The sequence below is a fragment of the Aliirhizobium smilacinae genome, from assembly GCF_006335145.1.
Classification (GTDB): Bacteria; Pseudomonadota; Alphaproteobacteria; order Rhizobiales; family Rhizobiaceae; genus Neorhizobium; species Neorhizobium smilacinae.
On sequence record NZ_VDMN01000012.1, the window covers coordinates 56,760 to 72,209 of the forward strand.

The 15,450-nt window shown below is 59.2% G+C and carries 15 protein-coding genes and 1 pseudogene; 15 read left to right on the forward strand and 1 reads right to left on the reverse strand.

The features are described 5' to 3' along the window. The first annotated feature begins 44 nt into the window (after positions 1 to 44). The 9 genes and pseudogenes from FHP24_RS29500 to FHP24_RS27795 all read left to right on the forward strand — a co-directional run bounded on the left by FHP24_RS29500 (position 45) and on the right by FHP24_RS27795 (position 8,232). Positions 45 to 308 (forward strand): alpha/beta fold hydrolase, encoded by a 264-nt coding sequence (locus tag FHP24_RS29500; protein ID WP_139679489.1) that lies wholly within the window; start codon positions 45 to 47, stop codon positions 306 to 308. A gap of 196 nt (positions 309 to 504) precedes the next feature. After that, on the forward strand, positions 505 to 1,473 hold the full coding sequence (locus FHP24_RS27765) for an ABC transporter permease (protein WP_139679490.1): 969 nt from the start codon (positions 505 to 507) through the stop codon (positions 1,471 to 1,473). Next, positions 1,470 to 2,372 carry an ABC transporter permease gene (locus FHP24_RS27770; protein ID WP_139679491.1) on the forward strand — a complete coding sequence of 301 codons (903 nt, stop codon included), beginning with the start codon at positions 1,470 to 1,472 and terminating at the stop codon, positions 2,370 to 2,372. Before FHP24_RS27765 ends, FHP24_RS27770 begins: the two co-directional genes overlap by 4 nt. Next, the gene (locus FHP24_RS27775) at positions 2,372 to 4,063 is read left to right on the forward strand and encodes a dipeptide ABC transporter ATP-binding protein (RefSeq protein ID WP_139679492.1); all 1,692 of its coding nucleotides are present in this window, start codon (positions 2,372 to 2,374) and stop codon (positions 4,061 to 4,063) included. The genes FHP24_RS27770 and FHP24_RS27775 overlap by 1 nt, the downstream gene beginning before the upstream one ends. 28 nt (positions 4,064 to 4,091) lie before the next feature. Further along, complete coding sequence (locus FHP24_RS27780; RefSeq protein ID WP_139679493.1) at positions 4,092 to 5,678, forward strand: ABC transporter substrate-binding protein; 1,587 nt, start codon at positions 4,092 to 4,094, stop codon at positions 5,676 to 5,678. A gap of 69 nt (positions 5,679 to 5,747) precedes the next feature. Beyond that, positions 5,748 to 7,079, forward strand: coding sequence for an NtaA/DmoA family FMN-dependent monooxygenase (locus FHP24_RS27785; protein WP_139679494.1), 1,332 nt, complete (start codon positions 5,748 to 5,750; stop codon positions 7,077 to 7,079). Between the two features lie 28 nt (positions 7,080 to 7,107). Then, on the forward strand, positions 7,108 to 7,599 hold the full coding sequence (locus FHP24_RS27790; RefSeq protein ID WP_139679495.1) for a cupin domain-containing protein: 492 nt from the start codon (positions 7,108 to 7,110) through the stop codon (positions 7,597 to 7,599). 36 nt (positions 7,600 to 7,635) lie between these two features. Beyond that, positions 7,636 to 7,794 (forward strand): annotated as a pseudogene (locus FHP24_RS29505) (TetR/AcrR family transcriptional regulator); the annotation flags it as partial. Further along, positions 7,795 to 8,232 (forward strand): hypothetical protein, encoded by a 438-nt coding sequence (locus FHP24_RS27795; RefSeq protein ID WP_246091974.1) that lies wholly within the window; start codon positions 7,795 to 7,797, stop codon positions 8,230 to 8,232. It begins immediately after the preceding pseudogene. Here the strand turns inward: FHP24_RS27795 and FHP24_RS27800 are convergent. Then, positions 8,190 to 9,515 carry a CapA family protein gene (locus tag FHP24_RS27800; RefSeq protein ID WP_139679497.1) on the reverse strand — a complete coding sequence of 442 codons (1,326 nt, stop codon included), beginning with the start codon at positions 9,513 to 9,515 and terminating at the stop codon, positions 8,190 to 8,192. The genes FHP24_RS27795 and FHP24_RS27800 overlap by 43 nt on opposite strands. A 237-nt stretch (positions 9,516 to 9,752) precedes the next feature. On the opposite strand from FHP24_RS27800, the gene FHP24_RS27805 reads away from it, so the two are divergent. From FHP24_RS27805 to FHP24_RS27830, 6 genes are all read left to right on the forward strand, one after another. After that, positions 9,753 to 10,727, forward strand: coding sequence for an NAD(P)-dependent oxidoreductase (locus tag FHP24_RS27805; protein ID WP_139679498.1), 975 nt, complete (start codon positions 9,753 to 9,755; stop codon positions 10,725 to 10,727). Positions 10,728 to 10,743: 16 nt separating this feature from the next. Continuing rightward, positions 10,744 to 11,238, forward strand: a complete 495-nt coding sequence (locus FHP24_RS27810; protein WP_180356156.1) for a tripartite tricarboxylate transporter TctB family protein — start codon at positions 10,744 to 10,746, stop codon at positions 11,236 to 11,238. Beyond that, on the forward strand, positions 11,235 to 12,752 hold the full coding sequence (locus FHP24_RS27815; RefSeq protein WP_139679500.1) for a tripartite tricarboxylate transporter permease: 1,518 nt from the start codon (positions 11,235 to 11,237) through the stop codon (positions 12,750 to 12,752). The genes FHP24_RS27810 and FHP24_RS27815 overlap by 4 nt, the downstream gene beginning before the upstream one ends. Positions 12,753 to 12,771: 19 nt before the next feature. Further along, on the forward strand, positions 12,772 to 13,758 hold the full coding sequence (locus FHP24_RS27820; RefSeq protein ID WP_139679501.1) for a Bug family tripartite tricarboxylate transporter substrate binding protein: 987 nt from the start codon (positions 12,772 to 12,774) through the stop codon (positions 13,756 to 13,758). Between the two features lie 71 nt (positions 13,759 to 13,829). Continuing rightward, entirely contained in the window at positions 13,830 to 14,432 is a 603-nt protein-coding gene (locus FHP24_RS27825; protein ID WP_139679502.1) for a 2-hydroxychromene-2-carboxylate isomerase, read from the forward strand. A gap of 66 nt (positions 14,433 to 14,498) precedes the next feature. After that, positions 14,499 to 15,450 (forward strand): FAD-binding oxidoreductase (locus tag FHP24_RS27830; protein WP_139679503.1); only part of this gene is annotated, 952 nt, incomplete at its 3' end.

Below are 15,450 nucleotides of genomic sequence, written 5' to 3' on the forward strand. Positions count from 1 at the left end.
CCGAACGGCGCCTTTTACGTCCCCCGAACGGCGCCTTTGATGCAATGCACGAAGTCTCTTGCTATCCGAGAGTTCAGCCAACGCTCATTACCAGGGGTGAATATGACAACCAGTCGACGTTCCCCAGAATTCATGAGGCGCTGGCCCAGAACCTGCCGGATGCGCGGACTGTCGTCGTTCAACGCGTTGGGCACAGCTGCAATCAGGATCAGTCTGAAGCCACAAACCACAATATTTCAGAATTCTTGTCCGGGCCGAAATCGACTCATGCGTCTGACATTGGAACGCAGCGGCACTTGTGCTCCTGATGGCAGGCAAAGCGCTGTGCGTGCGATTAAGGCCAATGACATCAGTCTATTCACCTCTTCTAACACCTTTTTTCCAAGCGACCTTCAACAGCAAATATATTCTAATTTTCTGATCGAATTTAGCGCATCGCATCTCGGCTTCTGATTGCTACAGACTAGAATGATCATTCTAGTAATTCAGGTAAGTTGGTATCGGATGGCGTTCTATATTTTAAGGCGATTGCTCAATGCCGTCCTCGTGATTTGGGCCGCCTTCACCATATCTTTCCTCCTCCTTTATCTGCTTCCAAGCGATCCGGTCTCGCTGATGTTGTCTTCGGATACGGGAGGTGGCGGTTCTGCGGTGGCGACTTCAGAGCAATACGCAATGCTCGCCAGCCGTTATGGACTGGATCGGCCTCCCCTTGAGCAATATGGATATCTGCTTGCAAAAGCGGCTGCGGGCGACCTCGGCATGTCGATGCAGTCCGGAAAGACGGTCATCACCCAGATCGGCGAGGCACTGCCGGAGACGCTCAAGCTGGCCGCGCTAAGCCTTGCGATTGCGCTGGTGATCGGCAGCACGCTAGCGCTTGTCGCAAGCTATAGGCAGGACGGCTATCTGCGCGCCATTCTTCTGGCCTTACCACCGATATCGATGGCCGTTCCGACATTCTGGATCGGGCTCGTGCTGCTCCAGATCTTCGCCTTCGAACTGCGGCTCGTGCCCTCGCTCGGCAACCGGGGGTTCTCCTCTCTGATCATGCCGGCTTTGACACTGGCGATACCGGCCGCCGCGACCATTGCCCAGACGCTTTCGAAAGGACTGGATGACGCCGCGTCCCAACCCTTCGTGCGCATGCTAAGGGCAAAAGGCGTACCACGCCGGACGATCTATCTTCGGCATATCCTCCACAATGCAAGCATACCCGCCCTCACCGTCGTCGGGCTGCTGGTCGGCAACATCTTCGCAGGCGCTGTCGTGACAGAGACGGTGTTTTCCCGGGTCGGCATAGGGAGGCTTCTGCAAAACGCCGTTGACGTTCAGGATATTCCGCTCGTCCAGGGTCTCGTCGTCCTGACGGCGGCAGCCTACGCAATCGTCAATCTTCTTGTCGACCTCATTTACCCGCTTATCGATCCGCGCATCAGGCGCGGTGTCGGTGCCGGCGGAGACGCGGCATGACCAACATCACCGAACCACATGTAGCGCCTGCGGACCATATAACCGGGCGCCCGAGGCCCGATGCCGGCAGCACGCCTTTTGTCCGTCGCTTTCCCATACTGCAAAACCTGCGACTAGGCCTCGCCATCGCGATCGTCATCCTGGTCGTCTCCTGGGCATTTTTCCCCAGCTTCTTCACCAGCACCGATCCGTTTGCAGGCGATGTTCTGACACGCCTGAAACCACCATCGGCGAGCCATTGGTTCGGAACGGACAATCTAGGCCGCGATCTCTATGCGCGGGTCATATACGGAACGAGCCTGTCCCTCAAAGCGACTGTGATCGCGCTTGCGCTCGCCTTTGTGGCAAGCAGCATCATCGGGGTCGCGGCGGGTTATCTTGGCGGCATCGTGGACGAGATCATCATGCGCGTGATGGATGTCCTGCTGGCCATACCCAACCTGCTGATTTCGCTGATGCTGATCTCCGCCATAGGCTTCGGCACGATCAATATCGCCATCGCAGTCGGCATCGCTTCCATCGCCTCGTTTGCCAGAGTGATGCGAGCCGAAGTGCTTCGGGTCAGCACATCGCACTATGTCGAGGCTGCACGTTCCTACGGAGCCGGCTGGTTCGGAATATGCTTGCGGCACGTCTTTCCGCATGCAAGGGGGCCGGTCAGCGCATTGGTTGCGATCGAGTTCGGCTCGGCCATCCTGTCCATCTCCGCACTGAGTTTTCTCGGCTACGGCGCAGTACCCCCCACACCGGAATGGGGTAATCTGGTCGCGGAAGGCCGCAATTACCTGGCGACCGCCTGGTGGCTGACCAGCATTCCCGGCCTCGTGATCATCCTGACCGTGCTTGCCGTCAATGCGATCGGAAGACAGCTCAACCGCTCGCCGGAGGCATCGCGATAATGGCAACAGAACTTCTTGAAACGGCGACGACGCCCTTGCTGGAAATCACCGGACTGAATGTCATCTACCGTAGCGGCACGAAGACATTCCAGGCCGTTCGCAATCTCGACCTTTCCGTGAGAGGCGGCGAATTCGTCGCGATCGTCGGCCAGTCCGGGTCAGGCAAGTCAACGACCGCACATTCCATCATCGACATCTTGCCACACGGCACGAGCAGAAACGCAACCGCACTACGTTTCAACGGTCATGACCTGCTCGGGTATTCCGAACGCGAGATGCAGAAAATTCGCGGCAAGGCGATCGGTTTTGTTCCGCAAGATCCGACTGTCTCCCTCGATCCGGTCAAGACGATCGGTTCGCAGATCGTCGAGGCTCTGGTCGCTCACGGCTTAGCGACTGGCACGGTTGCTGCCGACCGGGCGCTTTCGCTGCTTGATGAAGTCGGCATTGACCGGCCGCAGCAGCGGTTTGCGCAATACCCACACGAAATCTCCGGCGGCATGCGCCAGCGTGTCCTGATTGCCATCGCGCTCTCTTGCGGGCCGAGCCTGATCATCGCCGACGAACCGACCTCCGGTCTCGATGTCACGGTTCAGAGAAAAGTGCTCGACCGCATCGAAAAGCTTACCCGCGAGCGGCAGACGGCGGTGCTGTTCATCACCCACGACCTGGGGATTGCGGCGGATCGGGCTGACCGGATCGTTGTGATGAACGAGGGTCGGATCGTTGAACAGGGCTCGGCGCTGGATATTACTCGTAGGCCGCAGGAAAACTACACCCGTGCGCTGCTGGCAGACATCCCGCCGCGTCCACGTATTGGTGCAGCGACCTCAAGCGGCACCCTGGTAGAAGCGGAAAAGCCTTTGATGGAGGCTAAAGCCTTGCATAAGCAATTCACCAGCGGCTGGTTCAGAAGGTCAGGCGGAATAAAGGCGGTCGATGATGTCAGCTTTGTTCTGGAGAAGGGGCGAACGCTGGCACTTGTCGGAGAGTCCGGCTCGGGAAAGACGACGACGGCGCGCATATTGGCCGGCCTGACCCGGCCCACCAGCGGCGAAATCCTGCTCGACGGTAAATCTGTTCGCACACCGTCCGGCCGGTTGAAACCGGATTATCACCGGGACATCCAGTTCGTTTACCAGAATCCGTTTTCCAGTCTCGATCCCCGTTGGAAGATTGAAGACATCATCCGCGACCCGTTGAAGGTCAACAGGATCGGCGATGCGGCGTCCCAGAGGCAGCGTGTCGCTGAACTCGCCGAAGCCGTGTCGCTTCCGTCGAACCTGTTGCAAAGGCGCGCCGCAGAACTTTCCGGAGGACAGTTGCAACGCGTGGCAATCGCCCGCGCCCTAAGCCTCAGACCCAGGATCCTGGTGCTTGATGAACCGACCTCCGCCCTCGATGTGACGGTACAGGCGCGCATTCTTTCGCTGCTTCAAGACGTTCAGCGAGAGTACGGTTTGTCATATCTTTTCGTCACCCACGACCTCGCCGTCGTCAACGCGATTGCCGACAGGATCGTGGTGATGAAGTCGGGAAAAGTCGTCGAGAGCGGCACAAAGCAGGACGTGCTGGGCAACCCGCAGGCTGCCTACACACAGGAGCTGGTGGCAGCCATCCCCGGAAAGAAGCTGCAGCCGACAATAACAGCCACACACGCAGCAACAGCCGACCCGCTCTTGCCAGCCTGATCAATCAATACGACAACCGGAGAACACGATGCATTTCCCCTTCAAGGTTTACGCTGCAGCAGGCGCGTTCACTCTTCTTTCAACGGCCTCGGCACTTGCTCAGACGCCGGTTTCCGGCGGCCAGCTCACCTATGGTCTGGCAAGCTTCCCGCCGTGCCTTGACCGTGTTCAGTCGAACCCCAATCCCGCCGTTTTCCAGCAGGTGGTCGACAATCTTCTCGATCAGGATCCCCAGACCGGCAAGATCGTCCCCTATCTCGCCGAAAAATGGGAAGTCGCAGACGATGGCAGGACCTACACCTTCCATTTGCGCGACGGCGTGACATTCAGCAATGGCGAGGCACTGACGGCTCAGGTTGTAGCCGATAACTTCAACCTTTTGTGGAAAATGGGTAAGGAAGGCACTGCGATCACTGCCGCATCATTTCTGACCGGCTTCAAATCAGCAACCGCCACGGATGCAAAGACGGTCGTCATCGCCTTCGAACAGCCGAATGCCGGTTTCGAGCAGGCGACCACCGAAAAAGGCCTGGCAATTCTTGCTCCGGAGACGCTGAAGGCTGCACTGCCCGACCGTTGCTCGAAGGGCGTGATCGGCAGCGGCCCCTTCGTGATCTCCGATATTCAATACAACGAAAGCGTCATCCTCAAGCGCCGGGAAGACTACAAATGGGGATCGGTCAATTTCAAGCATGAGGGCCCGGCATATCTGGAAACGCTGACACTCCGATCCATTCCCGAGCGCTCCGTTCGTGTCGGTAGTTTCGTCAGCGGTGAAATTCAGGCCTTCTTCGACGCAAGCACCGACGACCTGCCGAATGTCGAAGCTTCGGGCGCCGCCATCGTCTCGGGTACGAGCTCCGGCATTGCCGGCGTGCTGCTGGTCAATACGTCCGACCCGGCTTTGAGCGAAAGGCCTGTGCGTCAGGCGCTGCAGGTTGCCGTCAATCGGCAGGAAATTGTCGACGGACTGTTCGCCGGCCGCATCAAGCCGGCAACGGGAACGCTTTCCACCAACCATCCCGGTTACCTCGATCAGTCCAAGGACCTGACATTCGACCCGGCACGCGCCGAGAAACTGCTCGACGAAGCGGGTTGGACAAAGGGCGCTGACGGCATTCGCGCAAAGGACGGCAAGAAGCTTTCTGTGAAGATCAACTATGCCGGCGCGTCCGAGCAGCCCATCTTCGAACTCATCCAGCAGCAGCTTCGCAAGGTCGGTATCGACGCAACACTGGTAGCACAGAGCAGCGCAGAGCAGATTGAGGCGCGCAAGGCCGGCAACTGGCAGCTCGACTGGCGGACATGGGGCCGCGCCGACGTCGACGCGCTTGCCTTTGTCTATTCCACGGTCCTTTCCCAGAACCGCGGCATGACGGCACGGCCGGAGCTTGACGCGAAACTGAAAGCGATTGCCGGTGAAGCAGACAGCGCGAAACGTAAGCAGCTGGCGGACGAGGCCCAGAAGGAAATTGTCGAGGAAGGATTGGGCCTGCCGATCCGCGAGGTGACGCTGCTCGTTCCGGTCGCCGAGACCGTCCACGGCTTCGGCCTGACCAACGACCCCTTCCGTCCGGTCTTCTACGATACCTGGGTCGACCAGCAGAACAACTGATCACCACTTCAACGGGGCGGTGCGTCGAGCACTGCCCTCTCAATTTGCCGCTGATGCAGAGTGACGACAATGCCGAAATTCCACCTCGCCTTTTTCACCAACGCACGGCCTCATGGATGGGGTGTTAATGGACCGATCCCTTGGTCTGGCCACGATTCCCGACCCGAAGTGTGGGAAAGCGGCTCCTTTCTCGTCGATCTGGCGCGTGCCATCGAACGTGCGGGCTTCGACTATCTGATGCTCGAGGACCATTCGGTCGTTGCCGACCGCTATAAAGGCACGACTGAAGTCGATCTCAAACATGCTATCCGCGGTGCCCGGCTCGACCCTCTTCCCGTCATCACCCATCTTGCGGCCCATACGTCGCGTCTCGGCCTCGTTTCGACGTTGTCGACGTCGTTTTATCCGCCCTTCCTGCTTGCCCGCTTGATGGCAACCGTCGATCACCTCAGCCGTGGACGTGCCGGCTGGAATATCGTCACCGGTGGCGAGGATGAGGCTGCACAGGCATTCGGTATCGGCGAGAAGATGCCGCCGCATGACGAGAGGTATGATCGTGCCGATGAATTCGTCGATATCGCCACCCAGCTCTGGGATGCCTGGCAGCCCGACGCGGTTGTCCATGACGAAGAAACCGGCACCTATGCTGATCACACCAAGGTGCGCAGCTTCGATTATCATGGACAATATTACCGGTCCCGCGGACCGCTGAACATATCGCGCTCACCGCAGGGCCGCCCGGTATTTTGCCAGGCTGGAAGCTCTCCGCGTGGCCGGGCCTTCGGTGCCCGCCACGCCGACACGATCATTGCCGCGACGGCCGGCGAGGATCCTGTCGCCGCCGCCAAGGCATTTCGCGACGACATCCGCCGTCTCCGGACAGAGAACGGCAGCAACCCAGACGATTGCAAGGTCCTGTTCCCCATCCTGCCTGTGCTGGCCGACACCCAGGAAGAAGCGGACGCCATTGCCGCACGGCTTCCTAAGGTCGATCAGAACGCCATCGATCGGGCGCTCGCCGGGCTTTCGGCAGACAACAACATCGATTTTTCCCAGTTCGATCTCGATAAGCCGTTGCCGGAAATCGAGACGGAGGGACATCGCGGTACGTTGGCTGCATTCTCGAAGCAAGGCAAAACCCTGCGCGAGATGGTCGAGGCACGCCTTGGCCGCTCAACGAGAACGCTTCAGTTTGTCGGAACACCGGCCTCGGTCGCAGACAGAATGGGCGAAGTGGCCGATCAGATCGGCGGCGACGGTTTCCTCATCCATGCGTTCCCATTGACCCGTCGCTACATTGCAGAAATCACAGACGGGCTGGTCCCCGAACTGCAGAAGCGCGGACTGGTAAGAACGACTTATGAGCACGAGCGTTTTCGCGATAACCTGCTCAGCTTCTGAGCAGGTCGGCATATAGGAGAGACGGAAGATGAGCGAACACCACCATCACGAGGGCGCGGAGCGCTGGAAACACGATGGCATCAGGGTCATCAAAGGCGACCAACTGGATCCCAATACTGCTCAGACACCGGGCATGTTCCGGCAGGCGGCCATCAATCATGCCAGGGTGGGTGCCCAGAAAATCTGGGCCGGCACAGTCGCCATCGAGCCGAACGCCAAGACGGGCGTTCATCATCATGGACCACTCGAAAGCGTCATTTTCGTCATCCGTGGCAAGGCGAGGATGCGCTGGGGCGACCACCTTGAATATGTCGCCGAAGCTGGTCCGGGCGATTTCATCTTCGTGCCACCGTATGTCCCCCATCAGGAAATCAACGCAGACCCCCACAACCCGCTCGAATGTGTCCTCGTCAGGTCGGATAACGAGGCGGTAGTCGTCAACATTACCGACGTCGATCCGATCGAACATCCCGAAGAAGTTTATTGGGTTGACCCGATCCACAAGCATCCGCATGAATGACATCCAGAGGTTGAAACGCGTTCAAGACGGATTTCGATGACGACAGATGTAACGTCTACCAGGGACGACATTCTCTCCCGTTTAGGAGATATCTTCTACGCCAAGGGTACCTATTTGGTTGGCATGTCGGAACTGGTGGATCACCTGGAAACCACCAGGGCGACATTCTATCGCTATTTCGGAAGCAAGGAGGCCTTGATCGTCGCCTATCTGGAAAAGCGCAACGACGCCGTGAGTCGGCAACTGCACGAAATCCTCGGCGAGCGCAGCGGCCGGGAACCGGTGCTGGACGTCTTTTCGAACCTGGAGCGTAAAACAGAGGCGGAGAATTTTCGTGGCTGCGCCTTCCTTATTGCCGCTATCGAGAACCCGCAATCACCCGAAATTCTGAAAACCGCTCGTGACCACAAATCCTTTCTCAAGGATTTCTTCGTCCAGGCTTTAGGCGTGGAGGCCGACGACGCGACAGCCGAGCAGCTTTTGTTGCTGTATGAAGGGGCTTTGGCCGGATCGGTCCTGCGAAGAGATGCGCGTAGCGCCACGACCGCAAAGGCGATCGTGGCGAAACTTCTGCTCACGCCTGCGAATGATCAGGCGCGCTCGACATCAATGAGGCCATCGGCCTCATTGTAGCGGACCACCGTACCGTAGGCCCTGCTCATTTCCGCCATATCCGCTGCGATTTCCCGTGCCAGTTCAGGCGATGCGCAAGCAGGCAGGCCGCGTTCCGAAGGCCTCTTCCTGTTGAGATCAAGGTCGAGCGCGACGAGCCTGACCCGCGGATCGCCGTCAACGATATCCAGTATCGCGATGCAGGATTTTGAGAAGCGCGCGTCTCCATAAAAACCGATCGGATCACCCGCTGCGTTGCGAGCGCGGGACATGTGCAGGTGCGACGGCAGCGAGTCCTTGGTGAAACCGTAAGCTTCATACATTTCCGGCGTCATCTTCTGCATGCCGGCCTCGAATTCCATCAACAGGCTTCCGAGGGAATAGAAGATCGGCTTGCCCTTGTAGAACTCGATACCGCGCAGCATGTGCGGGCCATGGCCGATCACAGCCGTTGCACCGGCATCGATCGCGCGACGGGCGAAATCTTCGAGGAAAGGCGCCGGTCGCGGCGAATACCAGTTCTCCTCGGTTCCTTCATGCGCATGCAGGCTCAACAACACGACTTCGGAGCGGTTGGCCGCATCGCGAATGTTTTCGAGAATGGCCTTCGCGTCTTTCTCATTGGCGTAATAGCGAATATGCGCATGCTCGCCGCGCTCGAACTGCAGCGAGCCTTCGAAGACAGAACCGAAAGGCAGGCGATCGGCACCGGGATCCGGCATGACCTCGACATCCATCACTTCCTTGCGGCCGGCCGCGATGCCGAGCATTTCGTCGATGCGACGCAACTGCTGGAATTCGGTATCCGGCAGCACATAGGCACGTCCCCATCGCAATGGATTAAGGCCCGCGCGCGCAGGAATGCCGGTACCTGCCGTGCTCGCCGCAAATTCAGCCGAGCGCGTGGTACTTGTGGAAATCAGAGCAACGCGGCCCTCGCCCGTATCGAGGAAATGCGGTAGGCGAGCCTCTTCGAGGCTGCGGCCAATACCGCTATGGATGACGCCGCGCGCCTCGCAAGCCTCGATCGTGTCGATCACGCCCTGCGGTCCGAAATCACCGGTGTGGTTGTTGGCGAAGGAGAGGAGATTGAGGCCGATCGATGTCAACTCATCGACCGCTTCGATCCCCACTGCCGTCATGAAGCGGCGTGGAGCCGGAGCCGTGGTGCGACCCGGGCAGATGAATTCTGCGTTGACGAAGGCGGCATCACAGTCCGCCAGGTGCTCAAGCAATTTCTCATCGAGACGCTCAGCGAGATTTCCGCCGGAAAACAGTGCGTCACCACCAGCCACGAGGCGCATGCAATAATTCCTTTATTCTTAAGGTGCGCATCTCTTGATGAGCCCATGCAAAACAACAAGTCAACTACACCACTCAGATGCAGAAGTTCTCGGCAAATATTCCAAATTCCGCCTGAGATTTGGAAAACCGTTTCTTCGGCATTGCCCGGCCGATCGATTATGTGTCCCTGCTAGAACAATCGTTCTACCGCGATAGTTAGACCGGCAATAAAGCATTCGCAATGGGGCTCTGATTTCATGTCAACAAAGACCGGCCTGGCCGTATCCAGACCTCCCGTCATCGCCTGCAATCTCGATCCGGTGCAGATGGAAAAGCTGAGCACGCACCCGAGCCAGCCTGACGTCCGTTCCTATAGTGACGAGGCGGCGGTCTGGGAAATACCCAGGGACGCGGACATTCTCTTCACCTTCTTTCGTGGATGGGCGGCAGCGCCGAAGCAAAAGCCCGAGGGCTGGCCGTACAATCTGAAATGGATTCAGATCGCGTCAGCCGGCATCGACGCTTTCCCGGACTGGGTCTTCGAAGGCCCGCCGGTTACAACGGGTCGAGGGATTTCCGCCGAAGCGATCGCTGAATACGTGGTGGCCGCAGTCTTCGCGCATGAAAAGAAGATGTTCGATGACCTGCTGGTTCATTCCGCCGGCAAATGGGTCAGGCGTACCCTCAACCTGGTCTCGGGCAAGTCTGTCGGCATCTACGGATTTGGCGCGATCGGTCGCCGAACTGCTCAGAAACTGCAGGCGCTCGGCATGAACGTCAGCGCCGTCCGGCGCAATGCTCCGGAAGAATCAGGCGAGGTCCGCTTCTTTTCCTCGTTGAAGGATATGGTCGCAGAAGTCGATCATGTGGTGCTCGCGGTGCCGCTGACGGACGCAACCCGGCTCTCCGTGAACTCGGAAATATTCGCCTCAGCCAAGCCGGGCCTGCACGTCATCAATATTTGCCGCGGCGAAGTCCTCGACGACAATGCCTTGCTGGACGCGCTGGAGCGCGGCCAGGTTTCGGCGGCGACACTCGACGTGACGGCACCTGAGCCGCTGCCCGAAGGCCATCCGTTCTACACGCACCGGCAGGTTCGACTGACGCCTCATATCTCATGGTCTTCGGAAGACAACGCCGATCGCATTGCGGCGAAATTGCAAGGCAATCTCGATCGCTTCCTGGCGGGTGAGCCGCTGACCGATGTCGTGGTGGCCGGTCGTGGTTACTGAGACTGGGAAACTGAACGTGCAGCCGGATCAAACCACGGTCGAGCAAGACGCGTCCCATCTGCCTCTCGGCATTTTCTGCATCGTAGCCGGATTGGCTGCGCTGTGGATCGCGCAGGACTACGACACGGGAACATTCATCAGCATGGGACCGGGCTTCTTCCCGAAGGCGGTTTCGGGCGTGCTTATTCTGATCGGCATCCTGATCCTCCTTTTGCGGGGACGGGATATGCCGGCAGGGGCCAGCGAAGTGCGCGATACACCGCCCCTTCTTTCCCGGCTCCGCGTCATCGGCTGCGTAAGCGCTGCGATCCTCGTTTTCGCGGCAACGCTCATGCCGCTCGGCTTGCCGTTTGCGTCTTTCCTGATGGTTGCGCTGGCCGGCCTCGGTCATAGTGGCTCGCGCCCGCTGACGATCGTCGCCACGGCAGCCGTACTTGCCGTTCTCTCCACCGTTCTTTTCGCCGGGCTGCTCGGTCTGCAGATTCCGGTTCTTCCCGAGGTACTCCGATGATCGGCGGCGTTGATGTCTTCGGTGGCATGGCGCTTGGTCTCAGCGTCGCTCTCACGCCGACCAACCTGTTCTTCTGCCTCGCAGGATGCCTGATCGGCACGCTGGTCGGTGTATTGCCCGGGCTTGGCCCGACGGCAACGATCGCCATCCTGCTGCCGATGACCTTCGGGCTTCCGCCGGAAACCGGTCTGATCACTCTTGCCGGGATCTATTACGGTGCCCAGTATGGAGGATCGACGACATCGATCCTCTTGCGATTGCCCGGCGAGGCATCGTCGGTTGTCACTGCACTTGATGGTCACGCGATGACCCGCAACGGGCGGGGCGGAGCGGCACTGACGGTGGCGGCACTCGCGTCCTTTTTTGCCGGTACGGTCGCCACATTCTTCATGGCGGCGTTTGCTCCGGTGCTGGCAATTGCCGTGCTGAAATTCGGCGCTCCCGAATATTTCATGCTGATGTTCCTCGGGCTGATCACCTCGGTCGTGCTTGCCCAGGGATCCGTGCTGCGCGCCATTGCGATGATCTTTCTCGGCCTGCTTCTCGGGCTCGCCGGCACCGACATCAATTCAGGCCAGTACAGATACGACTTCGGCTTCATGGAGCTGTTGAACGGCGTCCCCTTCGTGCCGCTCGTCGTCGGCCTATTCGGTGTCGCAGACATTTTGGTGACGTTGGAAAATGCGGTACGGGACGAAAAGCCGCCGACGCTGCACCCTATCAGCAGCCTCTGGCCGACCCGGAAGGAAGTCACCCGTGCAGCCCCCGCAACCGTACGCGGCACGTTGATCGGGCTGTTCCTTGGACTTTTGCCAGGCGGCGGTGCGCTGCTTTCGTCCTTCATGGCCTATACGACCGAAAAACGGGTCTCGAAGACACCGGAGTCATTCGGGACAGGTATGGTCGAAGGCGTGGCAGCACCGGAAGCCGCCAATAATTCCGGCGCGCAAACCGCTTTCCTGCCGCTGCTGACCCTCGGAATCCCGTCGAACGCCATCATGGCCCTGATGGTCGGCGCAATGATGGTGCATGGCATCGTGCCAGGCCCGCGCATCATGACCGGCCAGCCCGAACTGTTCTGGGGCCTGATCGCCAGCATGTGGGTCGGCAATCTGATGCTGCTGGTGATCAATCTTCCGCTGGTCGGCATCTGGGTGCAACTGCTGAAGATCCGCTACCAGTTCCTGTTCCCGACCATCCTGACCGTCAGCATTGTCGGCATATACGGTGTCGAGTTCACTACGTTCGACGTGTATCTGACCGCGATCTTCGGCCTGCTGGGTTATTTCCTGCACAAATGGAGGTGCGAGCCAGCACCGCTCATTCTTGCTTTCGTGCTTGGCCCGATGATGGAGGAGTATTTCCGTCGGTCCATGCTTGTCGCACGCGGTGACCTGATGATCTTCATCTACCATCCAATCAGCCTCGCAATGCTCGCCGTCACGGTATTGCTCCTGCTCAGCATCTTCTTCCCGTTCATCCAGAAATTCCGGCAAAAAGCCTTTGCCGAGTAACAGACCAGAGGATTTCGAAATGACATCGTTTGATACGACACGCCGCGGCTTCTTGACCGCCGCCTCGCTCCTGTCCACCACGGCACTGCTCGGCTTTCCTGCATTCGCCCAGGACTATCCGTCGAAAAAGATCGACTATGTCGTGCCCTACAACGCAGGTGGCATGAGCGATAACATCTCCCGCCTGATCGGCGAAAAGCTGGCAGCGGCAACCGGTCAACAGGTCATCAACGACTACAAGCCGGGTGCCGGCGGTGCGATCGGTGCCAATTACTTCATGAGCACGCCGGCGGATGGCTATACGCTGCTGCAGTCGACCAACAGCTTTTACGGAATCATTCCGCTGGTCACCAAGGTTCAGTACAAGCCGCTGGAAGACCTGGTACCGCTGGTTCTCGTCGGCGATGCGCCGATGGTGATCGCCGTCAATCCGGCAGTGCCGGCAACCAATCTTGCCGAACTCATCGCCTATGCAAAAGCCAATCCCGGAGCCTTGTCATTCGGAACCGCCGGCAAGGGCACGGTCGGTCACCTGAGCGGCGAATGGCTGCAGAAGCGCGCCGGTATCGAGTTGCTCCACATTCCGTATAACGGCACGCCGGCCGCGCTTCAGGCGGTTCTGGCCAACGAAGCGCAGATTCTCTTCGGACCCGAAAGCGCGGAACATATTGCAGCCGGCACGCTCAAGGGCATCGCAGTCCTTGGTGATACGCGCTGGCAGCAATTGCCGAACCTGCCGACCACGGTAGAGGCCGGGATCGAGGGATGGGCACCGCGCAGCTGGCACACCGTTTCCATTCAGGCGAAAGCGCCGGAAGAGGTCAAGACGAAGCTCAACGCTCTCATCAACAAGATTCTGGAGGAACCCGCCGTTCGCGAGCGGGTCGCAAGCTTCGGCCTCATCCCCGGCATCGCGTCCTACGATGAGGTGCAACAGCGCGCCCGGGACGACAACGAGCAGTTCGGAGCCCTGATACGCGACGCCGGACTGGCAATCGCCAACTGATAATCCAAAGGGACACGGCTGTCAGCCGTGCCCCTACTGATGAAAACCATAAATTGTTGGAGCACAGCGGGATGACCAAGAGCATCGACTATTTCTTCGGTATCGGTTCTCCTTGGGCCTTTATCGGCCTGGAGCCTTTCACCAAGCTCGCGACCGAGCATGGCGCAACGATCCGCCCGTTTGTCATACCGCTGATAGAGGACAATGGGGCCATCTACTCCCGCAATCGGCCGGAAGCGCGGCGCGCCTATTGGACCAAGGACTTGAAGCGTTGGGCGGGACTGCGCGGCAAGGTCCTGAATTTCGAAAACCGCGCGGCGCTTTCCGATCCAACGTCGGCAGGCTTCATGATCATTGCCGCAATCGAAGCGGGCGATGATTGGATCAAACTGGCAGCCGAACTTCAGGAAGGTTTCTGGGGACGCGGCGAAGACATCGGCAAGACCGAAATTCGCCGCGCGATCGCCGACGCTGCCGGGTTCGATGGCGCGGCGCTGGATGAGCAGGGTCAGAGCGAGGCAGTACAAGCCGTGTGGAAATCCAATTACGAGACCGCCAAAAAGGCCGGCGTGTTCGGGCTGCCTACCTATCGGTTCGAGGATGAACTCTACTGGGGGCAGGACAGCTTGCCCTTCCTCGAACGTCACCTCAAAGGTGACAAACTGGTTACCTGAGGCCATCGCCCTCCCCGCCAAGATCGTACGATTTGCATTCGATAGATATTTGATCAGGATTGTTGCATGTCTCTTCCCTTTCCGCCTTCCGTTTCCGAAGCGCTGAACAATCGTTTTGGTGACCGTTATTCGACTTCGCAGGCCCTGCGCGAGCAGCATGGCCGTGGCGAATCCCATCACACGCCTGCTATCCCGGATGCCGTCGTTTTTGCGCAGACGACCGAGGAAGTGGCGGAGATCGTACGGCTGTGTGCTGCTGAAGGGGTCCCTGTCATTGCATTCGGTGCGGGAACTTCGCTCGAAGGTCACCTGACGGCGGTCCGCGGCGGCGTTTCGATCGACCTATCGCGCATGTCGAATATAGCCCGCATTAGCGCCGAGGATCTCGATTGCACGGTCGAGGCAGGTGTTACACGCGAGCAGTTGAATACCCATCTGCGCGACATGGGCCTTTTCTTCCCGATCGACCCGGGCGCAAACGCCTCGATCGGCGGCATGGCATCAACCCGCGCATCCGGCACCAATGCCGTCCGCTACGGCACCATGCGCGAAAATGTGCTTGGGCTGACGGTCGTGTTGCCGAACGGCCAGATCATCCACACCGGCGGCCGGGCGCGCAAATCCTCCGCCGGTTACGACCTGACGCGGCTCTTTGTGGGCTCGGAAGGAACGCTCGGCATCGTCACCGAAGTGACGCTGCGCCTCTACGGTATTCCGGAGACGATCTCGGCGGCGCTTTGCTCGTTCGAAAGCGTAGAGCAAGCCGTTGCAGCCGCGATCCAGGTGGTTCAGCTCGGCATTCCCGTTGCGCGCATGGAACTGATGGACCGCGGTCTGATCAAGGCCGTCAATGCCTATTCGGGCCTGACGCTGAAGATCGAGGATACGCTGGCCTTCGAATTTCACGGCTCACCGGCTGGCGTGCAGGAACAGGTCGAAATGGTCGCCGCAATCGTCGGGGAAAACGGCGGGCGGGATTTCGAATGGGCGAACGCGGCGGAAGAACGAAACCGTCTCT